Annotated in this window: 22 protein-coding genes and 1 pseudogene; 9 read left to right on the top strand and 14 right to left on the bottom strand. The window is 55.1% G+C overall.

Translation table 11 applies throughout. The annotated features are described in order from the left end of the window. Positions 1–227: 227 nt before the first annotated feature. Together WFO64_RS04960 and WFO64_RS04965 are read right to left on the bottom strand one after the other, a co-directional pair. Positions 228–1,439: a diguanylate phosphodiesterase gene (locus tag WFO64_RS04960; RefSeq protein WP_337009412.1), complete on the bottom strand. Its 1,212-nt coding sequence runs from the start codon at positions 1,437–1,439 to the stop codon at positions 228–230. A gap of 98 nt (positions 1,440–1,537) precedes the next feature. Next, on the bottom strand, positions 1,538–2,062 hold the full coding sequence (locus tag WFO64_RS04965) for a GNAT family N-acetyltransferase (protein ID WP_337009414.1): 525 nt from the start codon (positions 2,060–2,062) through the stop codon (positions 1,538–1,540). Between the two features lie 287 nt (positions 2,063–2,349). Between WFO64_RS04965 and WFO64_RS04970 the strand changes: the two genes are divergently transcribed. Continuing rightward, positions 2,350–2,583 (top strand): hypothetical protein, encoded by a 234-nt coding sequence (locus WFO64_RS04970; RefSeq protein WP_337009416.1) that lies wholly within the window; start codon positions 2,350–2,352, stop codon positions 2,581–2,583. Positions 2,584–2,746: 163 nt separating this feature from the next. On the opposite strand, the gene WFO64_RS04975 is transcribed toward WFO64_RS04970, so the two are convergent. Together WFO64_RS04975 and WFO64_RS04980 are read right to left on the bottom strand one after the other, a co-directional pair. Then, positions 2,747–3,895, bottom strand: a complete 1,149-nt coding sequence (locus WFO64_RS04975) for an MFS transporter (RefSeq protein WP_337009418.1) — start codon at positions 3,893–3,895, stop codon at positions 2,747–2,749. Then, on the bottom strand, positions 3,892–4,431 hold the full coding sequence (locus WFO64_RS04980; protein WP_337009420.1) for a TetR/AcrR family transcriptional regulator: 540 nt from the start codon (positions 4,429–4,431) through the stop codon (positions 3,892–3,894). The genes WFO64_RS04975 and WFO64_RS04980 overlap by 4 nt, the downstream gene beginning before the upstream one ends. Positions 4,432–4,972: 541 nt before the next feature. Here WFO64_RS04980 and WFO64_RS04985 point away from each other — a divergent pair. Beyond that, on the top strand, positions 4,973–5,245 hold the full coding sequence (locus tag WFO64_RS04985) for a hypothetical protein (RefSeq protein WP_337009422.1): 273 nt from the start codon (positions 4,973–4,975) through the stop codon (positions 5,243–5,245). Positions 5,246–5,344: 99 nt separating this feature from the next. Here WFO64_RS04985 and WFO64_RS04990 read toward each other — a convergent pair whose 3' ends face one another. The 4 genes from WFO64_RS04990 to treZ all read right to left on the bottom strand — a co-directional run bounded on the left by WFO64_RS04990 (position 5,345) and on the right by treZ (position 12,680). After that, positions 5,345–6,109, bottom strand: a complete 765-nt coding sequence (locus tag WFO64_RS04990; protein WP_337009423.1) for an SDR family NAD(P)-dependent oxidoreductase — start codon at positions 6,107–6,109, stop codon at positions 5,345–5,347. A 126-nt stretch (positions 6,110–6,235) separates the two neighbouring features. Beyond that, the gene (gene glgX, locus WFO64_RS04995; RefSeq protein ID WP_337009424.1) at positions 6,236–8,311 is read right to left on the bottom strand and encodes a glycogen debranching protein GlgX; all 2,076 of its coding nucleotides are present in this window, start codon (positions 8,309–8,311) and stop codon (positions 6,236–6,238) included. A gap of 59 nt (positions 8,312–8,370) precedes the next feature. After that, a complete protein-coding gene (gene treY / locus WFO64_RS05000; protein ID WP_337009425.1) occupies positions 8,371–10,899 on the bottom strand; it encodes a malto-oligosyltrehalose synthase in 2,529 nt (842 codons plus the stop codon). Continuing rightward, positions 10,896–12,680 (bottom strand): malto-oligosyltrehalose trehalohydrolase, encoded by a 1,785-nt coding sequence (gene treZ, locus WFO64_RS05005; protein WP_337009426.1) that lies wholly within the window; start codon positions 12,678–12,680, stop codon positions 10,896–10,898. The genes treY and treZ overlap by 4 nt, the downstream gene beginning before the upstream one ends. Before the next feature lie 450 nt (positions 12,681–13,130). Between treZ and WFO64_RS05010 the strand changes: the two genes are divergently transcribed. Beyond that, the gene (locus WFO64_RS05010) at positions 13,131–13,403 is read left to right on the top strand and encodes a hypothetical protein (protein WP_442956126.1); all 273 of its coding nucleotides are present in this window, start codon (positions 13,131–13,133) and stop codon (positions 13,401–13,403) included. A gap of 42 nt (positions 13,404–13,445) precedes the next feature. Here the strand turns inward: WFO64_RS05010 and WFO64_RS05015 are convergent, their stop codons facing one another. Then, positions 13,446–14,699 carry a mechanosensitive ion channel family protein gene (locus WFO64_RS05015; RefSeq protein WP_337009430.1) on the bottom strand — a complete coding sequence of 418 codons (1,254 nt, stop codon included), beginning with the start codon at positions 14,697–14,699 and terminating at the stop codon, positions 13,446–13,448. Between the two features lie 224 nt (positions 14,700–14,923). Here WFO64_RS05015 and WFO64_RS05020 point away from each other — a divergent pair, with 224 nt between their 5' ends. Next, complete coding sequence (locus WFO64_RS05020; protein WP_337009432.1) at positions 14,924–16,579, top strand: methyl-accepting chemotaxis protein; 1,656 nt, start codon at positions 14,924–14,926, stop codon at positions 16,577–16,579. A 139-nt stretch (positions 16,580–16,718) separates the two neighbouring features. Here the strand turns inward: WFO64_RS05020 and katE are convergent, their stop codons facing one another. After that, complete coding sequence (gene katE / locus WFO64_RS05025) at positions 16,719–18,983, bottom strand: catalase HPII (RefSeq protein WP_337009434.1); 2,265 nt, start codon at positions 18,981–18,983, stop codon at positions 16,719–16,721. Between the two features lie 410 nt (positions 18,984–19,393). Here katE and zinT point away from each other — a divergent pair, with 410 nt between their 5' ends. Continuing rightward, the gene (gene zinT, locus WFO64_RS05030) at positions 19,394–20,020 is read left to right on the top strand and encodes a metal-binding protein ZinT (protein WP_337009536.1); all 627 of its coding nucleotides are present in this window, start codon (positions 19,394–19,396) and stop codon (positions 20,018–20,020) included. A 138-nt stretch (positions 20,021–20,158) separates the two neighbouring features. Here the strand turns inward: zinT and WFO64_RS05035 are convergent, their stop codons facing one another. Continuing rightward, on the bottom strand, positions 20,159–20,524 hold the full coding sequence (locus WFO64_RS05035; RefSeq protein ID WP_337009436.1) for an MmcQ/YjbR family DNA-binding protein: 366 nt from the start codon (positions 20,522–20,524) through the stop codon (positions 20,159–20,161). 101 nt (positions 20,525–20,625) lie between these two features. On the opposite strand from WFO64_RS05035, the gene WFO64_RS05040 reads away from it, so the two are divergent. Next, positions 20,626–21,636 (top strand): UV damage endonuclease UvsE, encoded by a 1,011-nt coding sequence (locus WFO64_RS05040; protein WP_337009438.1) that lies wholly within the window; start codon positions 20,626–20,628, stop codon positions 21,634–21,636. Positions 21,637–21,792: 156 nt separating this feature from the next. On the opposite strand, the gene WFO64_RS22515 is transcribed toward WFO64_RS05040, so the two are convergent. After that, complete coding sequence (locus WFO64_RS22515) at positions 21,793–22,272, bottom strand: manganese catalase family protein (protein ID WP_442956121.1); 480 nt, start codon at positions 22,270–22,272, stop codon at positions 21,793–21,795. 285 nt (positions 22,273–22,557) lie between these two features. Next, positions 22,558–22,815, bottom strand: a complete 258-nt coding sequence (locus WFO64_RS05055) for a biofilm development regulator YmgB/AriR family protein (RefSeq protein WP_337009439.1) — start codon at positions 22,813–22,815, stop codon at positions 22,558–22,560. Positions 22,816–23,355: 540 nt separating this feature from the next. On the opposite strand from WFO64_RS05055, the gene WFO64_RS05060 reads away from it, so the two are divergent. Then, entirely contained in the window at positions 23,356–23,580 is a 225-nt protein-coding gene (locus tag WFO64_RS05060) for a hypothetical protein (protein ID WP_337009441.1), read from the top strand. Between the two features lie 110 nt (positions 23,581–23,690). On the opposite strand, the gene WFO64_RS05065 is transcribed toward WFO64_RS05060, so the two are convergent. Next, positions 23,691–23,942: a hypothetical protein gene (locus WFO64_RS05065; protein ID WP_337009444.1), complete on the bottom strand. Its 252-nt coding sequence runs from the start codon at positions 23,940–23,942 to the stop codon at positions 23,691–23,693. A 335-nt stretch (positions 23,943–24,277) separates the two neighbouring features. On the opposite strand from WFO64_RS05065, the gene umuD reads away from it, so the two are divergent. Both umuD and WFO64_RS05075 read left to right on the top strand, forming a co-directional pair. Further along, positions 24,278–24,697 (top strand): translesion error-prone DNA polymerase V autoproteolytic subunit, encoded by a 420-nt coding sequence (gene umuD / locus WFO64_RS05070; RefSeq protein ID WP_337009446.1) that lies wholly within the window; start codon positions 24,278–24,280, stop codon positions 24,695–24,697. 2 nt (positions 24,698–24,699) lie between these two features. Then, a pseudogene (locus WFO64_RS05075) lies at positions 24,700–24,927 on the top strand (Y-family DNA polymerase); the annotation flags it as partial. Positions 24,928–25,029 lie beyond the last annotated feature (102 nt).

The following is a 25,029-nucleotide window of genomic DNA, read 5'->3' on the forward strand; positions in this document are numbered from 1 at the left end:
TCAGTTCCTCAAATGCTGTCCCTGGAGTCACGTCGCACGCAGAGCGCGTAGCGCTGGCCTAAACACTGAACATCTGACTGCTAAACATTTAATCACTGACGGGGTCCTGACTGACTCTGCCGCGGGAACATGACAGCAAGATGATCCCCCGGCACTCTCTATTATTTAGCAGCCGCCGGGGGATCCAGCAAGGCAGGAAATCGCAAAATCATCCAAATCTAAGGCGGTCAGATTAGCTCCGGCCAGGCCACGGCCGCAAGGCCATTAAGTTCGGGTTTTGAGAACAGAAAGCCCTGAAACTGGGTCACGCCTGCCGCTTCAAGCCACATCCACTCTTCTGGCTGTTCAATGCCTTCGGCGATAACACCGATCTCCAGCGACGAGCAGCATTTCAGAATGGCATGAATGATTGCCTGCTTTGGACCACTTTTATGCACATCAGCGATAATCGCACGGTCGATCTTAATCTTGTCGGGCTGAATGCGGGTCAGCAGCGATAGCCCGGCAAAACCCGCGCCGAAATCATCCAGCGCCAGGCTGATTCCGGCCGCCTTAAGCTGCCTGAGGGCGGCTTCAAAGGCATCGGGCTGCGAGATAATTTCATTTTCGGTGAACTCAACCATGATCTGCTCTGGAACCAGCTCCTGCGCAGCAATCTCATTGAGCAAAAACGGCACGGCGTCGGGCACTTCCACCAGCGTCATCGGCAGCAGATTGATCGACAGGGTCATTCCCTCAATCCCCAGCTGCTTCGCCTGAGCGAAGGCGATCTTTTTTGACCTCAGATCGACCTGATAAAGCTGATCACGTGACAGTCGGGCAAAATAGTCACGCGGTGGTTCACCCTGCGGGCCGCGCAGCAGCGCCTCCAGCGAAACGATTTCGCAGGCAAAGGGGTCTACGATCGGCTGAAAAGCAAAGCTGACCTCATCCTTTGCCACCAGCGCCGCGTCGCCTGCGCGTTGTTCTGACTCGTCACGAATAAATGTCCAGCTGCTGGCGGCGGGGATCTCAAAATAGTTCTCTTTTTCGCGCGCTTCGACAAAGGTCCGCAGAAACTGCAGTGCGCGATCGGCATAGGTTAGCTGATATTTCGTGGTGCATTTTGCCAGCACTGCCTCGAGCACTCTCTCTTTATCATGCAGCCGCAGATCGAACAGCTCCATACCAACGTGACCAAAACGTCGCGCCGGGGCGTAATCGCGCAGCAGTTCGACCAGATTATGGTGGCGCGGATCCTGGCAAATCCGGCTGTAAACTGCTTTTACCGCCGCCTCCGGCCCTTCCAGGAGTTGGAAAAAGTGCGTGCCATTGAACAGTAAAATTCCGGTTACGCTGGATGATTTGTTGATTTTATTCGCTTTAAATACCAAATCATTCAGGATTTTAAGCGGCACATCTTCGGTAATGTGGCTGCGATAAATGAGTGTCGACAACATAAAGGTTTCCGGAATTTTTTATTTTTGTTAACGCACCTTACCAGAAGGTTCTCCGGGGGAGAACGAGGGGCAGTGCGCCTTTTTTACGCCGGCAGTATTCAGCCATCAACCGGTAACACTGAATCGCCCGTTCCCAGTGTGCGCTGCATTAACACGGTGTCCAGCCAGCGGCCATGTTTAAACCCCACCGATCGCAGAATACCTGTTATCTCAAAGCCCGCGGCGCGATGCACGGCAACTGACCCTCTGTTCTCGCTGTCGCCGACGTTAGCGATCAGCTGGCGGAATCCTGCCTGTTCAGCCCACCTGATGGCCTGGTCTAACAGACGCGAACCGGCACCACGCTTCTGAAATCCGGGGTCGATATAAATAGAATCTTCCAGCGTATGGCGGTAGGCATAGCGCGGACGATAGGGCGACAGATAGCAAAACCCTCGCACTTTATCGTCACTGACGGCAATAAACCATGGCAGGCCCGCCTGCTGAATCTTACGCATTCGCTGGCCAATCTCTGCTGCGTCGGGCGGCACTGTCTCAAATGAGCCAGTGCCATTAAGGACATGCCAGGCGTAGATCTGCTGAATCGCCGCGATGTGGCTTTCGTCTGCATCAAAAATTTCCATTACCCGGTTTTGCTCCGAAAATCTGCACCTGTCGAAAAAACAACGGTATAGCGGGCAGCCAGAATGTGCAATATCAATATCGCGCACGTCCATAATTTATTCTTCCCCTGTTCTCCAGGATTATTCCTGGCAGGAAAGGGAGAAAGTTCACGCCAATTGAATGTCGCGACTGACAGGCCGTTAAGCCTATTCTGAAAACAGCGGCAGCCGGGTGATTAGTGCCGGTGTAAAGGCTATTATCTTTGCGGTTCTGGTGGGGTTAATTAATTGACGGGAGGTGCAGGATGATGCGATTTGTTGATTTTCTGAAGAGTAAGCAGGGACTGCGTGCGGCGAGAAATCACTGCTTTGAATTAAATGGTGTGGTGCTGGGCCATTTTACTGCGTTATTCCTGCACGATAATCAGATTATTTTTACTAAAGATGGTAAGCAGTGTGCTGTGCCTTATTATCTGGGACCAGAAACAGATTTACTTCAGCAGAAGATTAATCCACGGATTAAGAATATCCGCGCTATCTGATTCGTTTTGGTGATGTGGCTATCGGGATGGACAGAGCAACAGCGTTATAATTCCCCTTTATTCTGGCGGTTAGCGTTATATATACGGCGCTGCCTGCCATAAGAGCATCAACAAATATGAATTATCCTCCAGACGTTCCTTCAGCCTGGTCGTTTACGGCTGCTTATTGACCTGACTCGCCGCGGTTCTGTGTGGGCGCAATAAATAGCAACAGCAGCGCGCTCACCGCAAACAGCGTCAATGCCGAACTGGCACCCAAAGAGGCGTAAAGCTGCCCAAACAGCAGCGAGCCGGCGACCTGGCCCACCGCCAGCATAAAAAACAGGATACCGACGCCGGTCGCCGGATCCTCATCGGTCGCGCGTGCGCCCCAAACCAGCAGCACGCCCGATAGCGTGACGTAACCTGCGCCGCAGCAGGCAACTGCGATCAGTAAGCCGATGGATTCACCCCGACTGAAGGCCAGCACCAGCAGCGGCAGAGCCATCCCGCAAAGTGACAGGCGGTAAACCCCATTCAGCCCGATACGGGCAGCGACCGGGCCGGTGACTGCACCCACGATGCCAGCGCCTCCGGCAATCAGCCAGAGCAGGCGGGCGGTCTCTACATCAACACCGACATGCTGACGCAGCAGCGCCGATCCAAAGCTCCACCAGGCCGCACTGACCAGACCTGAAATCAACGCAATGCCCATCAGGCGGCGCATGGAGCGGCGATAAAGCCGCTGGTGCCAGTGGCAAACGCTGGCGGCGTGTGCAACGGCCTCAGCCGTCAGCACGCGCATCACCAGCGGTACACAGGCCAGTGACAGCAGAGCGAACAGCAGGCAGGCGGCGCGCCAGCCGCCAGGCAGCACGCTCAGGATTACCACCGTCAGGATAATGCCCGCGCTGGTACCGGCATTGATCAGGGTGTTCGTGCGTGGCTGACTCGCAGCAGGGATTCGGTCACTGACTGCCGCGGCCAGTGCGGGTGAAGCGAGACCGGCACTTAATCCGGCCACAAACAGTCCGGCTGCCAGCAGAAGCGGTGAGGAGGCACCGGCGAGCAGCAGCAGACCTGTCGCTGCACTGAGTGAGGCCAGCAGCGCAGTCAGCCGGGTGCCGTAGCGATCCGCCAGCGCGGCTGCGGTGAGAATGGTGAGGCAGTACGCCACAAAACTGCAGGCTGACAGCATACCCGCCTGCTGGGGGCTGAGCGGGATATCCGCTGATATCGCGGGCAGCATCAATCCCCACGAGAAGCGCGCCATACCGTAGGTTACAGCGATCAGGCTAAAGCCGGTCAGCGCCAGCGCGGTGGGCGATCTCATCCGGTCGTACCATTCTGAAGCCACTGGCTTGCGATTTGCGCCGCCTGCCAGGCGGCCTCGGGACCGGTAATCAGCGCCGTGGTAATCGCACCTTCAAAAAGTATCCAGATGGCATCACTCAGCTGCTGATTTTCAGCGCCGCACAGATGCGTCACACACTGGGTGATGTATGCCCGCGTTGTGGCCCGGAAGGCCAGTGCCTGGGCTGCCAGTTCGCTGTTCCGCTCGGCATATTCCCCCCAGGCTTTCAGAAAGAAGCAGCCGCGGGCGCCGTTCACCGTCGTCCACTCGCCCAGCACCCCAAACAGATGCGCTATTGCTTCAGGTTGTTGCGGTGGCAGGAGGTCGGCCATAAAACGCTGTTCGCGAGCCTCAAGCACCGCTGCGGTCAGTGCTTCGCGTGAGGCGAAGTGATGATAAAGCGTGCGGGTGGAGACACCCGCTTCGCGACAGAGTTGATCGGTGCTGGTCGCGTGGAAGCCATGGGTGTAGAAGAGCCGCTCGGCGGCCTGCATGATATCGTTTCTCTTATTCATAATTTAAAAGTAAACCGATCGCTTTACTTTTTCAAGCCGATCGCTGCTGGTGACTCCCGCCGTGATTAATCAATCCCTGACACTGCTCACCTTAGCGTTCCGCTTAAAGATACGCTGTATAGCGCTTTTACTCTTTTTGAGCCTCAGTTTATCAATACTCATAATTACCCCTGCGGGGAGCAATGTTATCCGCTACTGCTCTAATAATACCTGAGCATTCCGGCAACCTCGATCTGCTGAAATAATTTTCAAAATATTGTTTTTAATGAATTAAATTGATTTTTGCTTTTTTATTGATGCATTAGCACTATCAATGCAAGCAGGGTCAAAAAGCGGATCGGGGAGCTTAAGTGCGTTGAATGCCTGAAGCGACATCAGTGGCTATAAACGGCATAATCTCAAAGTCAGTTTGACTCACGCAATAAAGTGGTTTTAAGCATAATTCTCAGTTAGTTTAATAAAGCTTCAGATTACAAAAAAAACCTCTTACGAATTTTGGTTCGTTTTTAAGATACATACAGCAACTATCAGGATGACTACCATGCTCAAAGCCAGCTATTATTATCTGTGCCCGCGTCCTATGGGTGGGTGGATTTTACACAAAGAAGGTTGCGTTAATTTGTCAAAGAACGATAAACGCGTCTTTATTGGTTCGCTTTATACCCGGCAGCAGGCGCTGGTGGTAGCGAAAATACATCATAATAATGCCATTCTCTGTAATGCCTGCCTGAGCACATTTATTTGCCCGACCAGCAGCGCGGTAATTAAACCGGCGCGCACAGCAACGCCAACCCGCCATACGCCAAAACATTAATTCGCTGGCATGTAATTGCTGCACAAGAATAGAATAAAGCGAATTAACAGGGCGGATCGTCCAGAATAAAAAGGCAGCGTGAAGACGCTGCCCTGTTATTTATGCCTGTTTAGGCTGGCCATTCGAGGCGGTAATTCCGCCATCGACGGGCAGGTTGACGCCGGTAATATAGCTGGCGTCATCGCTGGCAATAAAGAGAATCGCACGGGCGATATCATCTGCTTCACCGGCACGACGCAGCGGAATACGATCGTAAAAGCGCGCCAGCAGATCCTGATCCCCTTTGGCATCTTCAGTCAGATCGGTAAAAGTGAAGCCGGGGCAAATTGCATTGACCCGCACGCCATCCGCGCCGTAGTCCATCGCCAGCGCGCGGGTGAAGTTGGTAATTGCACCTTTGGCTGCGTTGTAGATGCTCATGCCCCAGTCGCCGCCCAAGCCGGAAACGGAGGAGATGTTGACCACGTTGCCTTTGCTTTTTAACAGGGCAGGCATGAAATAGTGTACGCCGTGGAAAACGCCATCAAGGTCGGTTTTCATCAGGGTTTTCCATGCGTCGAGTTCAACTTCATGGATGCGGCCCTGCACGATGACGCCCGCGTTATTCACCGGTACGTCAACACGGCCATATTTCTTCAGCACCGTTTCTGACAGCTGTTTAACCTGTTCAGCTTCGGAAACGTCGCAGGCCGCTACCAGGTGATTACCCGGCGTCATGTCGGCCAGCGTCTTTTCCAGTTTCTGCGCGGTGCGTCCCACCAGCACCACGGATGCACCCTCTTCAGCGAAGCGTTTCGCGCTGGCTTCGCCAATGCCGGATCCGGCACCTGTCACAACCACAACTTTCTGCGTAAATCTGGACATTATGCCTCCTTATCAGCATTAATCCTCACTATTAACAACCGGTTAAGCCTGGCAGCGATCCCCGAAAACACAAGCGCAGCGCAAAAGGCGCTGCGCCGGGCTAGCTTTTTTAACCGCAATCAGCGGTCAGGGACGTCTGAACAGGGCGAAACTGCGTCCTTCCAGCTCAAAATCCTTCTCTTTGGTGATCACCAGACCGCGTTTCGCCACATCGCTGGTGGTCAGCTCCAGCACCCAGCCGCCTTCTCCAAATTGCGGAATCCGGAACGGCACATTGCCTTCAAACGGGTTCAGCAGCATCAGTACGTCATGCCAGATGCCTTCCTCGGTCTGCAGATCCGGCCGGCCAATATAAACGCCCAGCGTCGAGCCCTCATCCCACTGCTCAGCCTGCTGGAACCCGCCACCGGCGTTAAACCATTTGATATCCATGCCGTCTCGCCAGTTTTCACGGCGCAGTAACGGCTGTTCAGCACGCAGTTTCAGGATCTGGCGGGTAAATTCGCGCAGCGCCTCAGCGGACTCCGGCAGGTTATCCCAGTGTACCCAGGAGATTTCACTGTCCTGACAGTAGCCGTTGTTGTTACCCATCTGACTGCGGCCAAACTCGTCGCCTGCCAGCAGCATCGGCGTGCCGTGGGAGAAGATCAGTGTGGCGAGGAAGTTACGCTTCTGACGCTCACGCACCGCGTTAATGCCTTCGTCATCGGTCGGGCCTTCGACACCGTAGTGGTAAGATCGGTTATCGTTGTGCCCGTCATTGTTGTCTTCGCCATTTTCACTGTTATGTTTGTCGTTATATGACACCAGATCGTTGAGGGTGAAGCCATCGTGCGCGGTAATAAAGTTGACGCTGGCCCAGGGACGACGACCGTGCTGGTCGTAGAGATCACCTGAACCCAGCAGGCGGGCAGCAAAGTCAGTCGAGACGTTGTTGCCTTTCCAATAGTCACGCACCGTGTCGCGGTACTGGTCGTTCCATTCTGCCCAGCCAGGCGGGAAGCTGCCCACCTGATAGCCGCCCGGACCGATATCCCAGGGTTCGCCAATCAGCTTTTTCTGCGACAGGATCGGATCCTGCATTACGGCATCAAAGAAGCCGCCGCGCGGGTCGAAACCATCGGGTTCGCGGCCCAGAATCGTGCCAAGATCAAAACGGAAACCGTCGATATGCATCGACTCAGACCAGTAACGCAGCGAATCGAGCACCATCTGCAGTACGCGTGGATGTGAAGTATTCACCGTGTTGCCGGTGCCGGTGTCATTGATGTAGTAACGATGCTGGTCTGGCAGGGTACGGTAATAGGAGAAGTTATCGATGCCCTTAAACGACAACGTTGGCCCCAGTTCATTCCCTTCCGCGGTGTGGTTGTAGACCACGTCCAGGATCACCTCAATACCGGCATCATGGAAGGCGCGCACCATGTCACGGAAGCCCTGAATACCGCGCGGCCCGAAATAGCGGGTGGCAGGCGCAAAGAAGCCCAGCGTGTTGTATCCCCAGAAATTTTTCAGTCCTTTATCCAGCAAGTGCTGATCGTCCGGGAACCAGTGTACCGGCAGTAGCTCGACCGAGGTAATCCCTAAACTTTTGATGTAGTCGACAGTCGATTTGTGGCTCATGCCGTCAAAGGTGCCGCGCAGTTCAGGCGGCAGCGCGGTGTTAAGCTGCGTAAAACCTTTAACGTGGGTTTCATAGATCACTGTTTTCGGCCACGGCACATGCGGGCGGTTTTTATCCTGCCAGTCGAATTCGTTCGGATCGATAACCCGGCACTTTGGTGTAAACGGCGCACTGTCGCGGCTGTCGAACGTCAGGTCTTTATCCTCGTGATAAAGATCGTAAGCGAAGTGTGCTTCGTTCCATGTGATATCACCCGCCAGTTCACGGGCATAGGGATCAAGCAGCAACTTGTTCGGGTTAAAGCGGTGACCGTTTTCCGGGTCATAAGGGCCATAGACGCGATAGCCATAGAGCGCACCGGGCATCAGGCCTGGAATGTAGCCATGCCAGATCTCATGGGTATATTCCGGCAGCTCCAGCCGGGCAATTTCCGTTTTGCCGCTGGGATCGTACAGACAGAGTTCAACCCGCTCGGCGTGGGCGCTGAACAGGGCAAAGTTCACGCCCTGGCCATCAAAATTGGCCCCCAGCAAATGGCTGTAACCCGCCGTAATTTCAAAACGCTGACTGTTTGACATTTATGCCTCGTTATTCAATGAACAGATTGACGCGTAATAAAGATAATTCATGCCGGATTTCAGCGTGCCACCAGCACGGCGCACCACTGCGACGCCAGCTCGGTGAGCGGCAACTGGTCGGCGGCAGTGATGGCTTTACCGGTCAACACATCCTGATAGTGGCGCTGGCCGAGTGCTGCGGGCAGGGCAATGACAGTATTCGCCCAGCGTGCAGCGGGCGGCTGATCGAGGTGGTCCGGCAAAGGGCTAAAGACCCGGCGTGACACAATCACTATCACCGCCTGGTCCTGTTCGGTGCGGGCAAAGGCGAGCACCTTATCCTGCTGCTCCCCCTCTGCCGACAGCGCCAGATAGTCACCGTGGCGGAACAGTGCAGGCTGCTGCTGACGTAGCGCCAGTAGCTTCACAATCGCCTGCTGATTGACCTGACCGCGCAGCCAGTGCGCCTCACTGCCATCGTGCTGTGGCGTGCTAAGCATCGCGGCGAGCGCGTCAAAATCGGGCTCGCGGCGGTTATCGGGATCGACCAGACTGAAGTCCAGCGCCTCACTGCCCTGATAAATATCAGGCACACCAGGCGCGGTAAGTTTCACCACCGTCTGGGTCAGACTGTTGACCAGTCCGGCACGCATAAAGGGTTGCAGCGACGGGCAGAAGTCACTGAGGAAGGTGCTGTTGGCGGGGGCGAGCAGATGACGGGCATAACCCAGTACGGCCTCTTCATAGGCGTCGTTATTGTCGGCCCAGTCGGTGCGCAGTTTGGCTTCACGCAATGCTTTTTCTACATAGACCAAAAAACGGGCTTCCAGCGCCGCCAGACCTTCTGCATCCTGCGGCTGCAGGGTGGTTGGCCAGACGCCTGCCAGCGCTTCATACAGCATCCATTCAACAGCCGGTTCCGGTGCCGGACCATCTTTCAGGCGCACGACCTGATCATGGTTCATCTCCCGCCAGCGGTTAACGCACTCCGCCCAGTGTTGCGGCGCTTCGGTCAGGGTATAGAGCCGCGCGCGGGCATCTTCACCGCGCTTGGTGTCATGCGTTGAGGTGCCTGACAGCGCATCAGGTTGATGTTCGCGCCGCGCCTGCATCTCCGCGTGGAACTGATCCCGTGAGAAGTGGCGCGCCAGCGGTTCAGCACCGACTTCATTCAGTGCCAGCGCCATGTGCTGACGGAAGAAAAGGGTGTCTTCCACCGATTTCGCCATCAGGGGGCCGGTCAGCTGCTGGAAGCGGGTGCGGAATTGCGTGGCATCCTCGCGAGCAGAGCCGACAACCTCGGCACGCAGAATCTGGGTCAGGAAGTCGAGCGCCTCACTGTCGGGCGCATGGGCGCTGGCTTTTACCTGGCTGATCACCTGTTGCAACAGCGCAGTGTCGGCCGGTGTCAGCCCCTGTGGCGTACCGTAGGTACGGTAAACCGGGAATGCCACCAGCAGCTCACGCAGCGCATTTTTCAGTTCGGCTTCCGGCTGAGGCGTGCCGTCTGCGTGGGCAATTTTCAGTGCCAGTTGCAGTAACCGGTTAAATTCACCGGCAAAATTGCGGTTCGCCATCAGCAGTTTGGCGGCGCGCAGCTCCGCTTTCATATCGACGGTTTTGCCAATCACCGCCTGATACGCCTTGCGCAGTCCGCCCAGGTTATCGCTGTCCACCAGCAGATTGGCCAGCGTGGCCATAAACTCATAACCGGTGGTACCGGAAACGGGCCACTCGTCAGGTAACTGTTCATTGTCACCGAGGATCTTCTCTACGGTGAGGTAGCAGTCGGGACCGGCAGACTGGCGTAATTGTTCCAGATAGCCGCGCGGATCGGCCAGGCCATCCACGTGATCCACGCGTAATCCCTGCACCGCGCCGCTGTGGACCTGTTCGAGGATCAGCTGATGCGTGGCATCAAAGACGGCTTTGTCTTCCACGCGCACGCCCACCAGGCCTGTTACTTCAAAAAAGCGACGGTAGGAGAGATCGTTGGGCGCATCGCGCCATGACATCAGTCGCCACGGCTGCTGGTCATGCAGTTCAGCAATCTGTGCTGCATCACGCAGGGCGAGCACCGCCGCTTCCCGATCCTGCCAGGTGTGGGGTGCCAGCGGATAAAAATTGTCGAAGTAGGCCAGCGCCGGTTTGCCGGTCTGGGGATCGCGCTGCACGCTGATGTCACCGTTTGCCAGCACCGCCTCAAAGGTGTCACCGAGGAACGGCAGCGTCAGGCGGCGTGACCAGTCAATATCGAAATAGTGCGCATAGCGACTCTGTTCACCCTGTTCAATCACGTCGCGCCACCACGGGTTCTCCAGCGAAGCGGCCATATGGTTAGGTACGATATCGAGGATCAGTCCCAGCCCGGCAGTTTTGAGCGCGGCCACCATACGATCAAACCCTTCACGACCCCCAATTGACGGCTCGATCTGATTGACATCGGTTACGTCATAGCCGTGGGTCGACTCGGCGGTAGCACTGAAGATCGGCGACGCGTAAAGATGGCTGATACCCAGCTGTTTCAGGTAGGGCACCAGCGCCGCTGCACGGTCAAACGTCATGCCGTTGCGGAACTGGATGCGATACGTTGCGGTTGGAATATTCATTCTGCTTCTCTCTTAGCCAGACGCACCACAATAGCGTCTGGCGTCAGTTCGGTGGCGGCCTGCGGCCAGGCAAACAGGGTTTCGCCCGGTAAGTCGGGGATTGGCTGCGTCCTGTCGCCAACGTTCAGCGCCAGTGACAGCGTGCCCTGCGGGAAGTCCCAGCGCACCGAGAGAAAACCGTCCGCCGTTCTTATCACCTGACCGGCATCGCCATTGGCGGTCTGCAGCAGCGGCACGATATGTTGCTGACGCAGGGCCAGCAGCTGGCGCGTCAGTGCCAGCCACTGCTGACCTTGCGGCGTTTCTGCTCGCTGCCAGTTAAGTTTCGACTGTTCAAAGGTGGCGGCATCGTTGGGATCCGGCACACTTTCGCCATGACCGGCATGGCCTTCAAATTCTCTGGCACGACCTTCACGCACCGCGTTGGCCAGATCGCCGTGGAAGTCGGTGAAGAACAGGAACGGCTGGGTTTCGCCATACTCTTCGCCCATAAACAGCAGCGGAATATGGGGTGAGAGCAATAACGTGGCCAGCAGCACCTGAGTGCGTTCTGCGCCAGCCAGGCTAATCAGCCGTTCGCCCTGCGCACGGTTGCCAATCTGGTCATGATTCTGGATGAAGTCGACAAAGGCCACCGGCGGCTGGCGGCTGCTTTTCACGCCACGCGGCTCACCCGACTGCTGCGAAACTTCGCCCTGATAGACAAAGCCTTCCGCCAGCGCCCGCGCTACCCGCTGTTCTGGCCGATCGGCGAAATCCTGGTAGTAGGCGTGATTTTCACCGGTTGCCAGCACATGCACGGCGTTATGGAAGTCATCGTTCCATTCACCGGTGAACAGCGGGGCGTGCCCGTTTTCATCGCGCGGATGCAGGAAAGTCACGTTACGGCAATCTTCGGTGGTGAGGTGGATAGGGCGGTTGGTGATCGTCGAACGGATGCGCTCAGCAATCTCAATCAGCACATGCTTTTCGCTGGGATCGTCAATCTGATCGATGGCGTCAAAGCGCAGGCCATCCAGATTAAACTCCTGCAACCAGTAGAGCGGCGCTTCCACGATGTAGCGGCGCACCGCATCAACGTCATAGGCGATGCCCGCGCCCCAGGGCGTCTGGCGCGCGTTGTGAAAGAAGTCAGGCGAAAGCAGTGGCAGATAGTTGCCTTCCGGGCCGAAGTGGTTCAGCACGATATCCAGCACCACCGACAGACCGTGACCGTGTGCCGCGTCGATAAAGGCTTTGAAATCATCGGGCGTACCGTAGGCAGCATGCGGTGCATAGAGCAACACGCCATCGTAGCCCCAGCCGCGATGGCCGCCGAACTGTGAGACCGGCAGCACTTCAATCATGGTGATGCCGGTGTCAGCCAGCATCGGCAGCTTCTCCATTGCCGCCCGGAAGGTGCCTTCCGGTGTAAACGTGCCGATATGCAGTTCATACACTACCGACGCCTGCCACGGGCGACCCTGCCAGTTCGTGTTCTGCCACTGATAAGCGTCAGGATCGATCACCAGCGAGGGGCCGTTGACCTCCGCTTTCTGGCCGCGTGCGGCGGGATCGGGCACCGCGGTGCCATCCGCCAGCACAAAATCATATTCGGCATTCGCTGCCACGCCAGCGACCTGAGTTTCAAACCAGCCGTCAGCTTGCGGCGTCATTTCAATGTCTTTGCCGGAGAGACGCAGCGTCACGCGTTGCTGACCGGTTGCCCAGAGGCGGAAGCGCACCTCGTCACTGGCAACCCGTTCTGCGCCCCAACTTTTAAAAAAAGATTTGGATTCCATTCAGTTGCCTCATTTAGCCTGGAAATGCACGATGGTCTCCACCGCACGAAAAGGATGTCGATAACGCAAGCGTCAAAAATCATAAACCTGGTCGCGAGACCAGGATGCCAGGTGAGTTGGCGTGTCTCTTCAGCCAGGAAGCTGGACAGATATTCATCGTGATGCGGCGGGAAGGGGGGAGTGAGACCGCTTCCACGCGGCATACAGAGAATAATCATAGACTAAGATGTTGCAATCGCAGGGCGGCGGGGCAGCTGGTGGCATTAATTTGCGTTAATTGCTCTGAATCGGCATCGGTCGGGGTAAAAGGAGAGGGACAGGCGCAAAAAATCCTGCCGGATGGCGCCGATTCGCTATAAGCTTAAGCGCGCTCGCGCAGGTCGCGCTGGATGACCTGCGGCGCTGAACACTTCAAAAGGATGTTACGTGAGGAAAAGCGTTCTGTTTGCCATGCTGCTGTTGCTGCTTTCCGCCTGTTCTAACCGGGTCGGACATCGGCTGGATAGCGGTAATCTGCAGCATATTCATGCCGGTCAGACCACTAAAGCCCAGCTCATCGCGCTGTTTGGACAGCCTGACAGTGAAACGCCCTACCCGGACGGCCAGCGGTTGCTGAAGTGGACCTACAGCGAGGCGCGCACCCTGAACACCACTGAGGGGCAGACGCTGACCGTGCAGATGAAAAATGACAAAGTGCTGAATTATGCGCTGAGCAAAAGTTAATTACGGTGGCGGCGGCAGATCGCCACCGCGCGTCACGGGTTATTACCCGCCGTTCTGCTCTGCCTCCCGGCTATCGGGACGCGGCTGAGCCAGCCGGGCGAAATCAGACCCTGCCGGATGCTGGTAAATCTGCAGTTCAAACAAACGGGCCACCGCATAGATATACTCAAAAATCGCCGCCTGGGTATTTTCATAATCGGCCCAGAAAATAGAGGAGGTGAAGCAGTAGATCTCCACCGGCAATCCATCCGGCGACGGCTTCAGCGGCCGCACCACGATATACATCTCTTTTTTAATATCCTCACGCTGGGTCAGCCAGGCGGTCAGGAATTTACGGAACACCATCAGATTGGTGATGCCGTTCTCCATAAACCAGCGCTCGCCGACAGCACTGATATCACGTCCATCCAGCAGCGCAGTGATCGATTCGCTGGCGATGCGGTTCTGACTCATCGCCTGCAGCATCTCCTGATTCACAAAGGTGATCGACTTCTGATCAAGATAGAAGCTGCGCATGATGCGGCGCGCGCCGGAGGAGAACATCGCCTGCCAGTTTGTATAGGTCTCGGTCAGGAAGTTCTTGGTCGGGATGCGTGAAATGGTGTTGTCCCAGTTGCGGATGGTGATGGTATGCAGCGCAATATCGGTCACCTCGCCGCTGATATTTCTGTCCGGCATCTCAATCCAGTCGCCCAGTTGTAGCACATCGTTGGAAGAGAGCTGAATATTGGCCACCAGCGACAGCAGCGTATGCTGGAAGATCAGCATCAGCACTGCGGCGACCGCACCCAGCGAGGAGATGATAATCGCGGGTGACTTGTTGGACATAATCGCCAGAATCATGATTGCGGCGATAATATGCACCAGGATTTTGCCAATCTGGATATAGCCCTTGATGGAGTGATTCTTACGCTTCGATTTGCGCGAATAGGAGTTGTTAACAATCTCCAGCACTTCGTTGAAGAAGAGAGACAGATAGACAAAAAACAGGATGCCGCAGATGGTCTGAATCGCCACTTTCAGATTTTCAGGCAGGCCCGGCATAAATTGCAGGAAATTATAGACCACAATCACCGGCACAAAATTTGACAGCTTCTGAGAGAGGCGGACATCTTTATCCAGCGGAACGTCTTTTTTATGGTTGCTGAAAAAGACCTTCCTGATCACTTTGACAATAAAAAATTTGCAGATCAGGTGAGTGACCATCCCGGCCATAATCAGCAGCAGCAGACTGAAGCTGATCGACAGCACCCTGTTTCCCTCAATAAAACTCATCAGACTCTGAATGTAATGCATGATAACCACGTGCGAAAAATGTAAGGGGCGAATTCAACCACAGCACGGGGGCGGTTGTTAAGCGCCGAATGCGTTCAGGCGGAGCCGCACCGTTTTTTCTGCCGTAAACGGCGCGCTGGCTACACCCAGCGTCCTGTGGCGTGTCACCTCCTCTGCTACAGCACTCAGATAAACGCTTCGCTGGCCGATAACAGCTTTATCTTCTCTGATATGAGCCTGCGGATATGCTTAAAAATCTTAAAATTACTCACGGTATTCTGGCGGTGCTTGCCGTCTTTATTACGTTACTGACCCTGACCGGTTTCCTGTTCTACAATGGCGTATCCAAAGCCGACAAAAACTTCGTGGCTGCAGAGCAGCTTACGCTGCAGCAGCAGCACCTCAGTGATGCAGTGAAAACCCTGATTAAAACCCGTGTCACCATCAACCGCGTGGCGATTCGTTTTCTGAAAAATCAGCAGGATCCCAACGCCCTGTCGGCCATGGCGGCGCTGCTGGAGCAGGCTGGAAAGTCAGCGGAGGCAGCCGATGTGGATTTCAAAGCCTGGCAGGCGCTGCCGCGTAAAGAGGGACAGAGTGACGCTCAGTCGGCGCTGGTTCAGACAGCCTATCAGCAGATGCGTGACACCATGCTGGCCTCCATTACTTTTCTGAAGCAGGGCAACTACCCAGGCTATGGCAACCTTGAAGCGCAGGCGGCGCAGGACCAGCTCGACACTGCCTATGAGGCCTGGCGTGCGGTGAACATCCAGCTGATTAAAGATACCTCTGAGCATAACCAGCGTAGCCTGACAGATGCGCTCTGGACGCTGCTGACCATCGGCCTGATCACGGGGGTGATTGGCGTGGCGGTCTGGATTGGACTGCAAAAGTTGCTGATCGGGCCGCTGGGCAGGCTGACCGGTCATATGCGCACCATTTCGGCGGGCGACTTAACCTCAGATATTCAGCATGAAGGTCGCAATGAAATGGGCCTGCTGATTCAGGAACTGCAACAGATGCGCGATGCGCTGGTGGTGACCATTACATCGGTCGATGACGCTACTCGCTCTATCTTTACCGGTGCAGCGGAAATTTCTGCCGGCAGCACCGATCTCTCTTCCCGAACCGAGCAGCAGGCTGCCGCGCTGGAACAGACTGCGGCCAGTATGGAGCAACTCACCTCAACGGTGAAACTCAACGCAGATAATGCCCAGCAGGCGACCACCGTGTCGAAAGAGGCTTCCGCCACGGCTATGCAGGGCGGTGAGACCGTTGCCCGGGTTATTGCCAACATGGATCAGATCAGCGAAAGCTCCAGTCAGATTGCCGGTATTATCGCCATTATCGACAGCATCGCCTTCCAGACCAATATTCTGGCGTTAAACGCCGCCGTTGAAGCCGCGCGTGCCGGTGAGCAGGGGCGTGGATTTGCCGTGGTGGCGGGTGAAGTGCGTTCGCTGGCCGGACGCAGCGCCAGTGCCGCGCAGGAGATCCGGGGATTGATTGACCGCTCAGCCGAGCGGATCAAAACCGGTGCCGGTCATGCTTCTCAGGCGGGCATCGCGATGGAGAGCATTGTGACGTCGGTGAGCCGGGTGACGCAGTTGATCGAAGAGATTGCAGCCTCCTCGACGGAACAGACCCGTGGCATTGAACAGGTTTGCAAAGCGGTCTCGGAAATGGATGGTGTGACGCAGCAGAACGCTGCGCTGGTGGAGGAGTCTGCGACTGCCGCCGCTTCACTGGAGGAGCAGGCAAGCTACCTGCGTAAAACGGTATCGGTATTCAAAACCGGCACTGTTGCGGCTTTCTCTGCCGCGCCAGTGGCAAAGCCGGTCTCCACGTCGAAAGTTCAGCCTGCCCGCCTGGCGGACAATGAAAACTGGCAGACCTTCTGATACCGGAACGTCAGACCGTTGCATCGCCCCGAACGAAGTACTGCACAGATGTTCCGGCACCAGCCATAAAAAAACCGCCACAGGGGCGGTTTTTTATGGCGTGGCGCGGCAGCATACCGGTGATAGCCGGCCCCTGACATCAGGCCGGGACGGACTGTGCCTTCTGGCTGCGTGACCAGACGCGATGCGCTTTCATTGCCTGAGTGAACTCAGAGGTCAGCGCGCTCTCCGCCGAGTCGCCCTGCACAATGCCATCTTCCTGATCCGCATCGTCCAGGCCGAACTGCGCCTTAAAGCGACGCGCTTCACCCACCAGACCAATCACCTTGAGGTGCTTGTAGGCTTCCAGCAGGAAGTAACGGGCATCGCCGCTTAACAGCAGAGCATCGATATTGCCATCCGGCACCATCACCGCATCAAAGGTCAGAGAGGGCAGACCCGCAAACGTTGCATCGACCGGCAGCACCGAACCATCATCAGCGCGAACCTGACCCATGTGCGGTGCCAGCAGTTTGGCGTGAACACCTTCTGCTTTCAGCGCCTGCAAAATCGCCAGCACATCAGCCGCCTTCACGCCATCGCTGAGCAGCAGAGCAACCTGACGGCCTTTGATCTCACCATCCGGAATCGCATAGAGGCTCAGGCTGTCATCTTTAGTCAGGCCGTTAACCGCCGCAGGAGGCTGAATGTTCAGCTGCTCGTCGGTCAGAGCGATACCCAGGTTATCGGCCACGCCCTGCGCCAGTTTGATATCGATATGCGCCAGATGATCCACCACACGCTCACGGATATAGGCACGCGCCACTTTACTTAGCTCAAACGAGTAAGCCCCAATGATGTGCTGCTGCTCAAACTCAGTCTGGCTTAGCCAGAACAGGCGTGGCTGAGCATAATATTCACCGAACGAGGGGCTGCGCTCACGCACTTTATGACCCTCAACCCGCTCCTGATAGCTTTCAAAGCCGCCACCTTCTGCTGCGGGTGGGGTTTCGCGCGGCCAGTTATCGTTGATCGAGTTCGGCTCATAGTTAGCCGGATTGGTGTCGATATCCTGACGATGCATGCCCTGACGCTGGAAGTTATGGTAAGGGCAGGTTGGACGGTTAATCGGGATCTCATGGAAGTTCGGGCCGCCCAGGCGACTAATCTGGGTATCGGTATAGGAGAAGAGGCGGCCCTGCAGCAGCGGATCGTTGGAAAAATCCAGACCTGGCACAATATGGCCGGGGTGGAACGCGACCTGCTCAGTTTCGGCAAAGAAGTTGTCCGGGTTACGGTTAAGTACCATCTTGCCCACGATCTCTACTGGCACCAGCGCTTCCGGGATCAGCTTGGTGGCATCGAGAATATCGAAGTCAAATTTGAACTCATCCTCTTCCGGGATCAGCTGCAGGCCCAGTTCATATTCCGGGAAATCACCGGCTTCAATCGCTTCCCACAAGTCGCGGCGATGGAAGTCGGGATCGCGACCGGTCAGTTTCTGCGACTCATCCCACAGCAGCGAGGCTTTACCGGCCACTGGCTTCCAGTGGAATCGCACAAAGGTCGCTTTCCCATCGGCGTTGATCAGGCGAAAGGTGTGAATACCAAAACCTTCCATGGTGCGATAACTGCGCGGAATACCACGGTCAGACATCGCCCAGATCACGTTGTGCATGGTTTCCGGCTGCAGAGAGACGTAATCCCAGAAGGTGTCGTGAGCGCTCTGGCCCTGCGGGATTTCGTTGTGCGGCTCTGGCTTAACGGCATGCACAAAGTCAGGGAATTTATGCGCATCCTGAATAAAGAACACCGGCGTGTTGTTGCCTACCAGGTCAAAGACACCCTCTTCGGTGTAGAACTTGGCGGCGAAACCGCGAATGTCACGTACGGTATCAGCAGATCCTGCTCCGCCCTGAACCGTGGAGAAACGCACGAACACCGGGGTGGTCTGTTCGGGATCGCTGAGGAACTGCGCTTTGGTCAGATCTTTCAGAGAGCGGTAAGGCTGAAAATAACCGTGGGCGGCAGAGCCACGGGCATGCACGATACGCTCCGGGATACGCTCATGGTCAAAGTGCGTGATCTTCTCACGCATAATAAAGTCTTCCAGCAGCGTGGGACCCCGCGAACCGGCACGCAGAGAGTTTTGATCGTTGGCAATGCGTGTGCCCTGATTGGTGGTAAGGGCGCGGTCGGTGCCGTTTTTACGGCTGGCCTCAAGCTGGTCAAGTTTGGCATTGTGCGTCTGCGGCGCTTTGAGGCTGCCTGGCGCGGTGGGCTGCTTGCCTGGCGGGGTCGGTTCGGCAGGGGGCTGATGCGAACCATCTTTGGGTGCCAGCGAACCCAGACCGGATTCTGATGATTCCGGGCCGGTAGTGGGTGCGCGGTGGCTCAGGGGTTTCTTCTCTGTTTCTTTCGACATTAATCCATGCTCCATCTGTTATTTTACTTTCGACGAGACTAAATATAGAACAACCTGAACAATACTGAGGATAAATCGGCCATTTTACCTCGGTGGCTGCGCCTTTTGCGTCCGCAAGAAAAACCCGGCTTATCTCTCAACGCGGGCTATCGCTTCGCTTATCCACACCTTGTGCCGCCTGGCTTAGCGGCGCGTCAGTCCGCGCGTGACAGGCGGGCGGATGCGTTGCTGCCAGATCAGATCCGCCCGCCGCCGGGGAGTGGGGGGTTCCTGACAAGGACGTAAACCAATAAAAAAAATTAATGCGGGGAGTTGTCATTTTACGTTGATATTTGAAATGTTATATCATAACATTTCATTTTGTGACGTTGATTGAGGATCGGGTTTTGGCGAATCATGCAGGTAAGTGGATGGTCATCGTAGGCGCGCTGTTAGTCAGCCAGCAGGCACTGGCACACGGCACGCATGCACATGGAAAACCGTTGTCAGCCATGGAGCAGAAAGCGGCGGAAGGGGTCTTTGCTGACCGCGATGTGAAAGACCGCCCGCTCTCTGACTGGGACGGGCTGTGGCAGTCGGTTTATCCGTTGCTACAAAGCGGGGAACTGGATCCGGTCTGGCAGAAAAAAGCGCAGCAGGATCACCGTAAAACGGCAGAGGAATTTAAAGCCTATTACCGCAAAGGCTATGCCACTGACGTCGATACGCTCGGTATCGAAAATGGGGTAATGGAGTTCCACATCGGCGATCGGGTCAGCGCTTGCCCTTACCGGTATGCGGGCTACAAAATTCTGACCTACAGCTCGGGCAAAAAGGGGGTGCGCTACCTGTTTGAGTGTCAGGACACCAGCAGCAAAGCCCCCAGATATGTGCAGTTCAGCGACCACACCATCGGGCCACGTAAATCTGCCCATTTCCATATCTTTATGGGCAACGACTCTCAGCAGGCTCTGCTGGCTGAGATGGACAACTGGCCGACCTATTATCCTTACCAGATGACGAACCCGCAGGTGGTGGATGAGATGCTGCATCACTGAGTGCCGGGGCGGAATCGGATAACCCGCTGAAATGCTGGCAGGTGCCAGATAAATTCGGCGCCTGCTATTGAGAAAAGCCTGTCATCAAACTCACGGTCTTTCCGGCGCGGGTTAACACACGCAACCCGTCCTCGGTCTTTATCCCACCCAGGCCGGACGGCGTGAGGCGGGGATGCCGCGCACCACCCGCTGATACGACGCCTCAACCCGCTGCTGAATCAGCCCGGGCGAGAGGCTATCGCCGGGATTCACCGTGATCCAGTGACGCTTATTCATATGATAACCAGCGGTGATCGAGGGACAGATAACCCGGTGCAACGCCGCCTGCTGCGGTTCGCATTTCAGGGTAATAACCGGCACACCCTGCAATTCGGTCAGCAGTAAAAACACGTTTCCACACACTTTATAAACCTGATGTTTCGGCCTGAATGGATAGCTGCATTCTGCGGCGGGCAGCCGTTCAGCCGCTTCTATGGCAATGCGCTGGATCTCGTGACCCTGCATAGTGAGCCCCCCGGTCATTACTCAGCCCAGCTTTGTGGCGCGCGACTGGCTGCTCGCCAGAGGCCTGTTACACTTCTGATAAGCATAAATCAGGAGCAGACATGAAATTAGGCTTTGCATGTAAGTATCTCAATAGTGATGGCAAACAGTTTTTCCCGTTTCGCGCCACTACCCGTAAACGGTTTCTGAGCTTACCGCACGATGAACGCAATCAGCTGGTTTATGAGATCACCGTTACCAATCTTAATCATCTCTATCTGACCCTTGAGCATCTGGCTACGTTACCTGAGCCACTCAGGATGATGCGTATCGGCAGCGATCTGCTGCCGCTTTACACGGTGCCCGAGGCCACGCCGCTGTTTACGGCATTTCTGCCCGAGCTGCATCCGCTGTTTGCCCGCTGTGGCGAACTGGCGCGGGCGCATCATATCCGGCTCTCATTCCATCCGGGACAATATACCGTGCTGGCCTCCGATAACCCCGACGTGGTGGTTCGCGCGCTGGAGGATGTGGAGTATCACACGCTTTGCGCCTGTCTGATGGGCTACGGTAAAACCTTCCAGGATTTTAAAATCAACATCCATATGAATGGCAAAGCGGGATTCGACGGCTTTAAACGGTCATTCAATCAGCTCAGCCCGGAAGCGCGGCTGATGCTGACAGTTGAAAATGATGAGATCTCCTGCTCGCTGGATGATGTGCTGCAGGCGGCATCGCTCTGTCCGGTGGTGCTGGATATTCACCATCACTGGGTAAAAGAGAGTGAGTTTATCCAGCCTGATGATGTGCGTGTTGCCAGAGTGATCGACTCCTGGCACGGCGTGCGACCGGTGCTGCACTACTCGATTTCGCAAGAAGGGATCATTCCGCAGCAGGGCTGGCCCGATCAGCCGCAGCTGGGCGTGAGCAAAAGCAAACTGCGGGCGCACTCCGACTACTTCTTTAATCCGACGCTGAATGCGTGGGCGCTGTCGTTCCAGGATTTTGACATCATGTGCGAAGTGAAAATGAAGAATCTGGCGCGGGAACAGCTTTACCTGTGGGCCATAGCGCAGCAGCGGATGGGTGATGTTCTGGCCGAAAGCGCCAGGGAATCGGCGAACATTAAATAATGGCCACACCCCCTTAACAGCGACTGTCGCCCCTGAAATGTCGCGGGCTTTATCACTGACCAGCATCACGCAAGCGGGCGCCTGCGCACAGGCTGACCGGTGGCCGCGCCCCGTCAGGCGGTGTCCTGGCATCCTCATGCTTATCCCGTTGGGCGATTAGTCTGTCGGCACCTTCCTGCCGAAAATAATCGCTTTTGGTACCCGCCAGGCGGCCTGAACTCTGATAACTCTTCGCCGTGTTTGGGCTGTGGCTGCATCACGGCGGCGCTGCCAGGCCACGTCTGCGGCTGCTCTGCGAAAGGGGGAGATGGACGCTGGGTGGATGAGATCACTGTCCCTCCGTAAAAAAGAGGGGATAAACCTGTCAGGGCATCTGACCCTGACAGGCGAGCCATTCAGCGTTCGGTGGTGTGATGCCGTCAGTCTGCTCTGACTGCGCACCGGAACCGGGACGGGCATTGCCGGGCAGCGACTCCTCACCCAGAATATCGGTCTGGTGTTCTGGAAAACGTATTGCATCGCGACACGAATCTCACCATTGATGCCGCCGATGGTCTGCTGTGACAGCATGGCAAACTCTGGATCGGGTTTCTCTACCCGAACCGGGAATTGAAGTTTTGATGAATGATGGAACATGATTATTTCTTCATCTGTGTTTGCAGTGGATGCAGGGCAATCCCTGGACACAGACAACGGATAAATAAAGCGGAACGAGAGCAGTTAATCCGGATTTAAGGTGAAATAAGCGGTAAAAACGGTGAGTTTTGACGCTATATCTGGTCCGATAGGGCAGGCAATATCAGCGGTAAGAAGAGGATGACTGATTGAGTGCAGGAGAAAAAAAAGCCCCTGAGCGGGGCTGATTCCGGACTGGAAAAGCATCCATGCTTATTTGCGTTCCATCTTAACAGACACAGGTTCTTAGCTCTCGCTGGTCGACGAAGCACGCTGCAGAACATGTTCAAGAGCCTGACGGTAGAGATCCTGCTTAACCACGTCACGCTCGCTTTCAAGGCGGTGAATCAGACCCAGTACGATGTCTTTATCTGAGACATGAGCTTTCGCATGGGCGAGTTCAGTATGAACCGCGGCAATGACCTGTTTTTCCGTGGTCAGCGCTGTACCAGAGTTCATGAAGTAATCAGAAATCTGAGACTCTGTATTCATCGTTGTTTGCATGTCAGGCCTCATAAGAAATTGCGGGAGATTGCGTCGATTCAGATTCGGTAACCGGCTGACGCAAAAAAAATTGCATCTGAAGGTGGAAATCCACAACACCTTCAGATGCGGTGCAAAGCACCTTTCGTTACAAGTGATTTAATATCACGAAACAAAGTTATACAAAAATCGCAAAGTTGTACAATGAAATTTGACAAAAGGTTTCTGGTCGGAGGTGTATCTAAAATGATTTTTTAAAAGGGATAAACAGGCGTGGGATGATTTATTTATTAAATACAGTGAGATGCTGGATTTTTTAGGGAGGCAGTGATTTTCAGGTCAACAGGCTGTTGTTTTTACTGACGCAGCCTTAAAGCGTTAAAAAGCCTTTTTTTCGTAGATTTCAGCAAAAGCTGTACAGGTTTCAGCGCGGGAAAAGCGCATCAGGCGCGTGTACTGCTGCAATCCTGGCCGTCTGACAGGTCACGCCGCATAATTCGCTTCCCACGCATGATTCAGAAGGCTAAGGTTGACCCCTTATTTCATCACAAGGAAATGATCATGGTTCACGACTATTTCGCGATTCCGCCCGCGGGCATAACTCAGGAACAGCATAAACGTTCAGTGGCTGTGGCTGCTGCTCTGTCTGTGGCAAAGGAGTCCGTCAGCGCCTCCACTTCAGCAACCGGCTCTAAAACCTCGTGGGACCTGCAGGCCGTGGCAAATGAAATTGCTAATCTGGCTGACGCGATTCAGGATGCGCTGGAGAGTGACAGCGAGGTTTAAACGCTGACAGGTATTGCCTGATACTGCTGTTGAGGTGGGCCAGGTCAGAGGGTGGCAGCGTTCCGCAGCACCGGGAAAGCCCGGCAAGCGGACGCTGCCAGAAAGCCCGCTTATTCCCTCGCGGGTGGCTCATATTTAATATACTGACGCAGCGCATCATGGATTGCCTGGTTATTTCCTTCCTCCAGACCGCGTTCGGCATATTCTTTCGCCAGTGCCGCCAGCACATCGTCAAATTTCCCTTTGTAATTGAGGTTATTCAGCGCAATTTGCTGACCGAGTATCGCTTTTAATACCGTTGTTTCAACCGTTAACTGCGCAACGGCCTCTTCCAGATTTTTGATTCGTTTGTCGTCTGCCATAACCCCTCCATGCTTAAAAAAGCAGAATAACCATGCCGCTCACAATATTCAAACCTCAGCAAAGGCCAGACAGGTGTTGCCAGATTTCCCTTAAGTAAAATAATCAGCATGTGAACTTATAAGATTAGTTACTGTAGAAAAAACCGATGATATTCCCGTGGTGCGGTGAAAATAACCTATTTCTGCTTACTATGACCGCAGTTAAAAAAACCGTTAAAAGAAAAAATGTATTACCATCAACCCGTTCGCTTAAAAATGTTCCATGTCACTTGATTAAAAGGGGGATTAGCTATTACTGTATTTATATACAGTGATCTGAAAGAGGGGGTGACATTATGGAATTCATTAAACCTGCGGACATTCGCGCCGTTATGCCTTTGCCATTATATATCGAACGAGTGCCGTGCGGATTTCCCTCCCCGGCACAGGATTATGTCGAACAACGTATTGATCTTAATGCACTGATGGTCCAGCACCCCAGCGCCACCTATTTTGTCCGGGTCAGCGGCGAGTCGATGATTGAGGCGGGTATCAATGATGGGGACATGCTGGTCGTTGACAGCTCACTCACCGCCTCACACGGTGATATCGTGGTCGCCGCGGTCGACGGTGAATTTACCGTTAAACGCCTCCAGCTTCATCCCTGCCTGCAACTGATGCCGATGAACACCAAATTTAAACCGATCGCTATCCAGACCGAAGATGTGCTGGAGGTGTTTGGTGTCGTAACCTTTGTGATTAAATCGACTCGCTGACCATGTTCGCACTGGTCGATGTGAACTGCTTTTATGCGTCGTGTGAAACTGTTTTCCGGCCCGACCTCAAGGGAAAGCCAGTGGTGGTGCTGTCGAACAACGATGGTTGTGTGATTGCACGCAGCGCCGAGGCAAAAAAAGTTGGCATTAAAATGGGCGCGCCCTATTTTAAAATGCGCGAGGAGCTGACGCGCCACGCGGTGCAGGTCTTCAGCTCAAATTACGCGCTCTAGTAAGTTACGTGGAATGCAACATTGATTGAGTAAACTTTGAACAGCAAAGCTGTTGTCAGAGGAGAATGCAATGCTGATTCCACCGAGTGAACACGTTCT

It is taken from the genome of Pantoea sp. AS142 (genome assembly GCF_037152305.1).
In the GTDB taxonomy this organism is placed as follows: domain Bacteria; phylum Pseudomonadota; class Gammaproteobacteria; order Enterobacterales; family Enterobacteriaceae; genus Pantoea.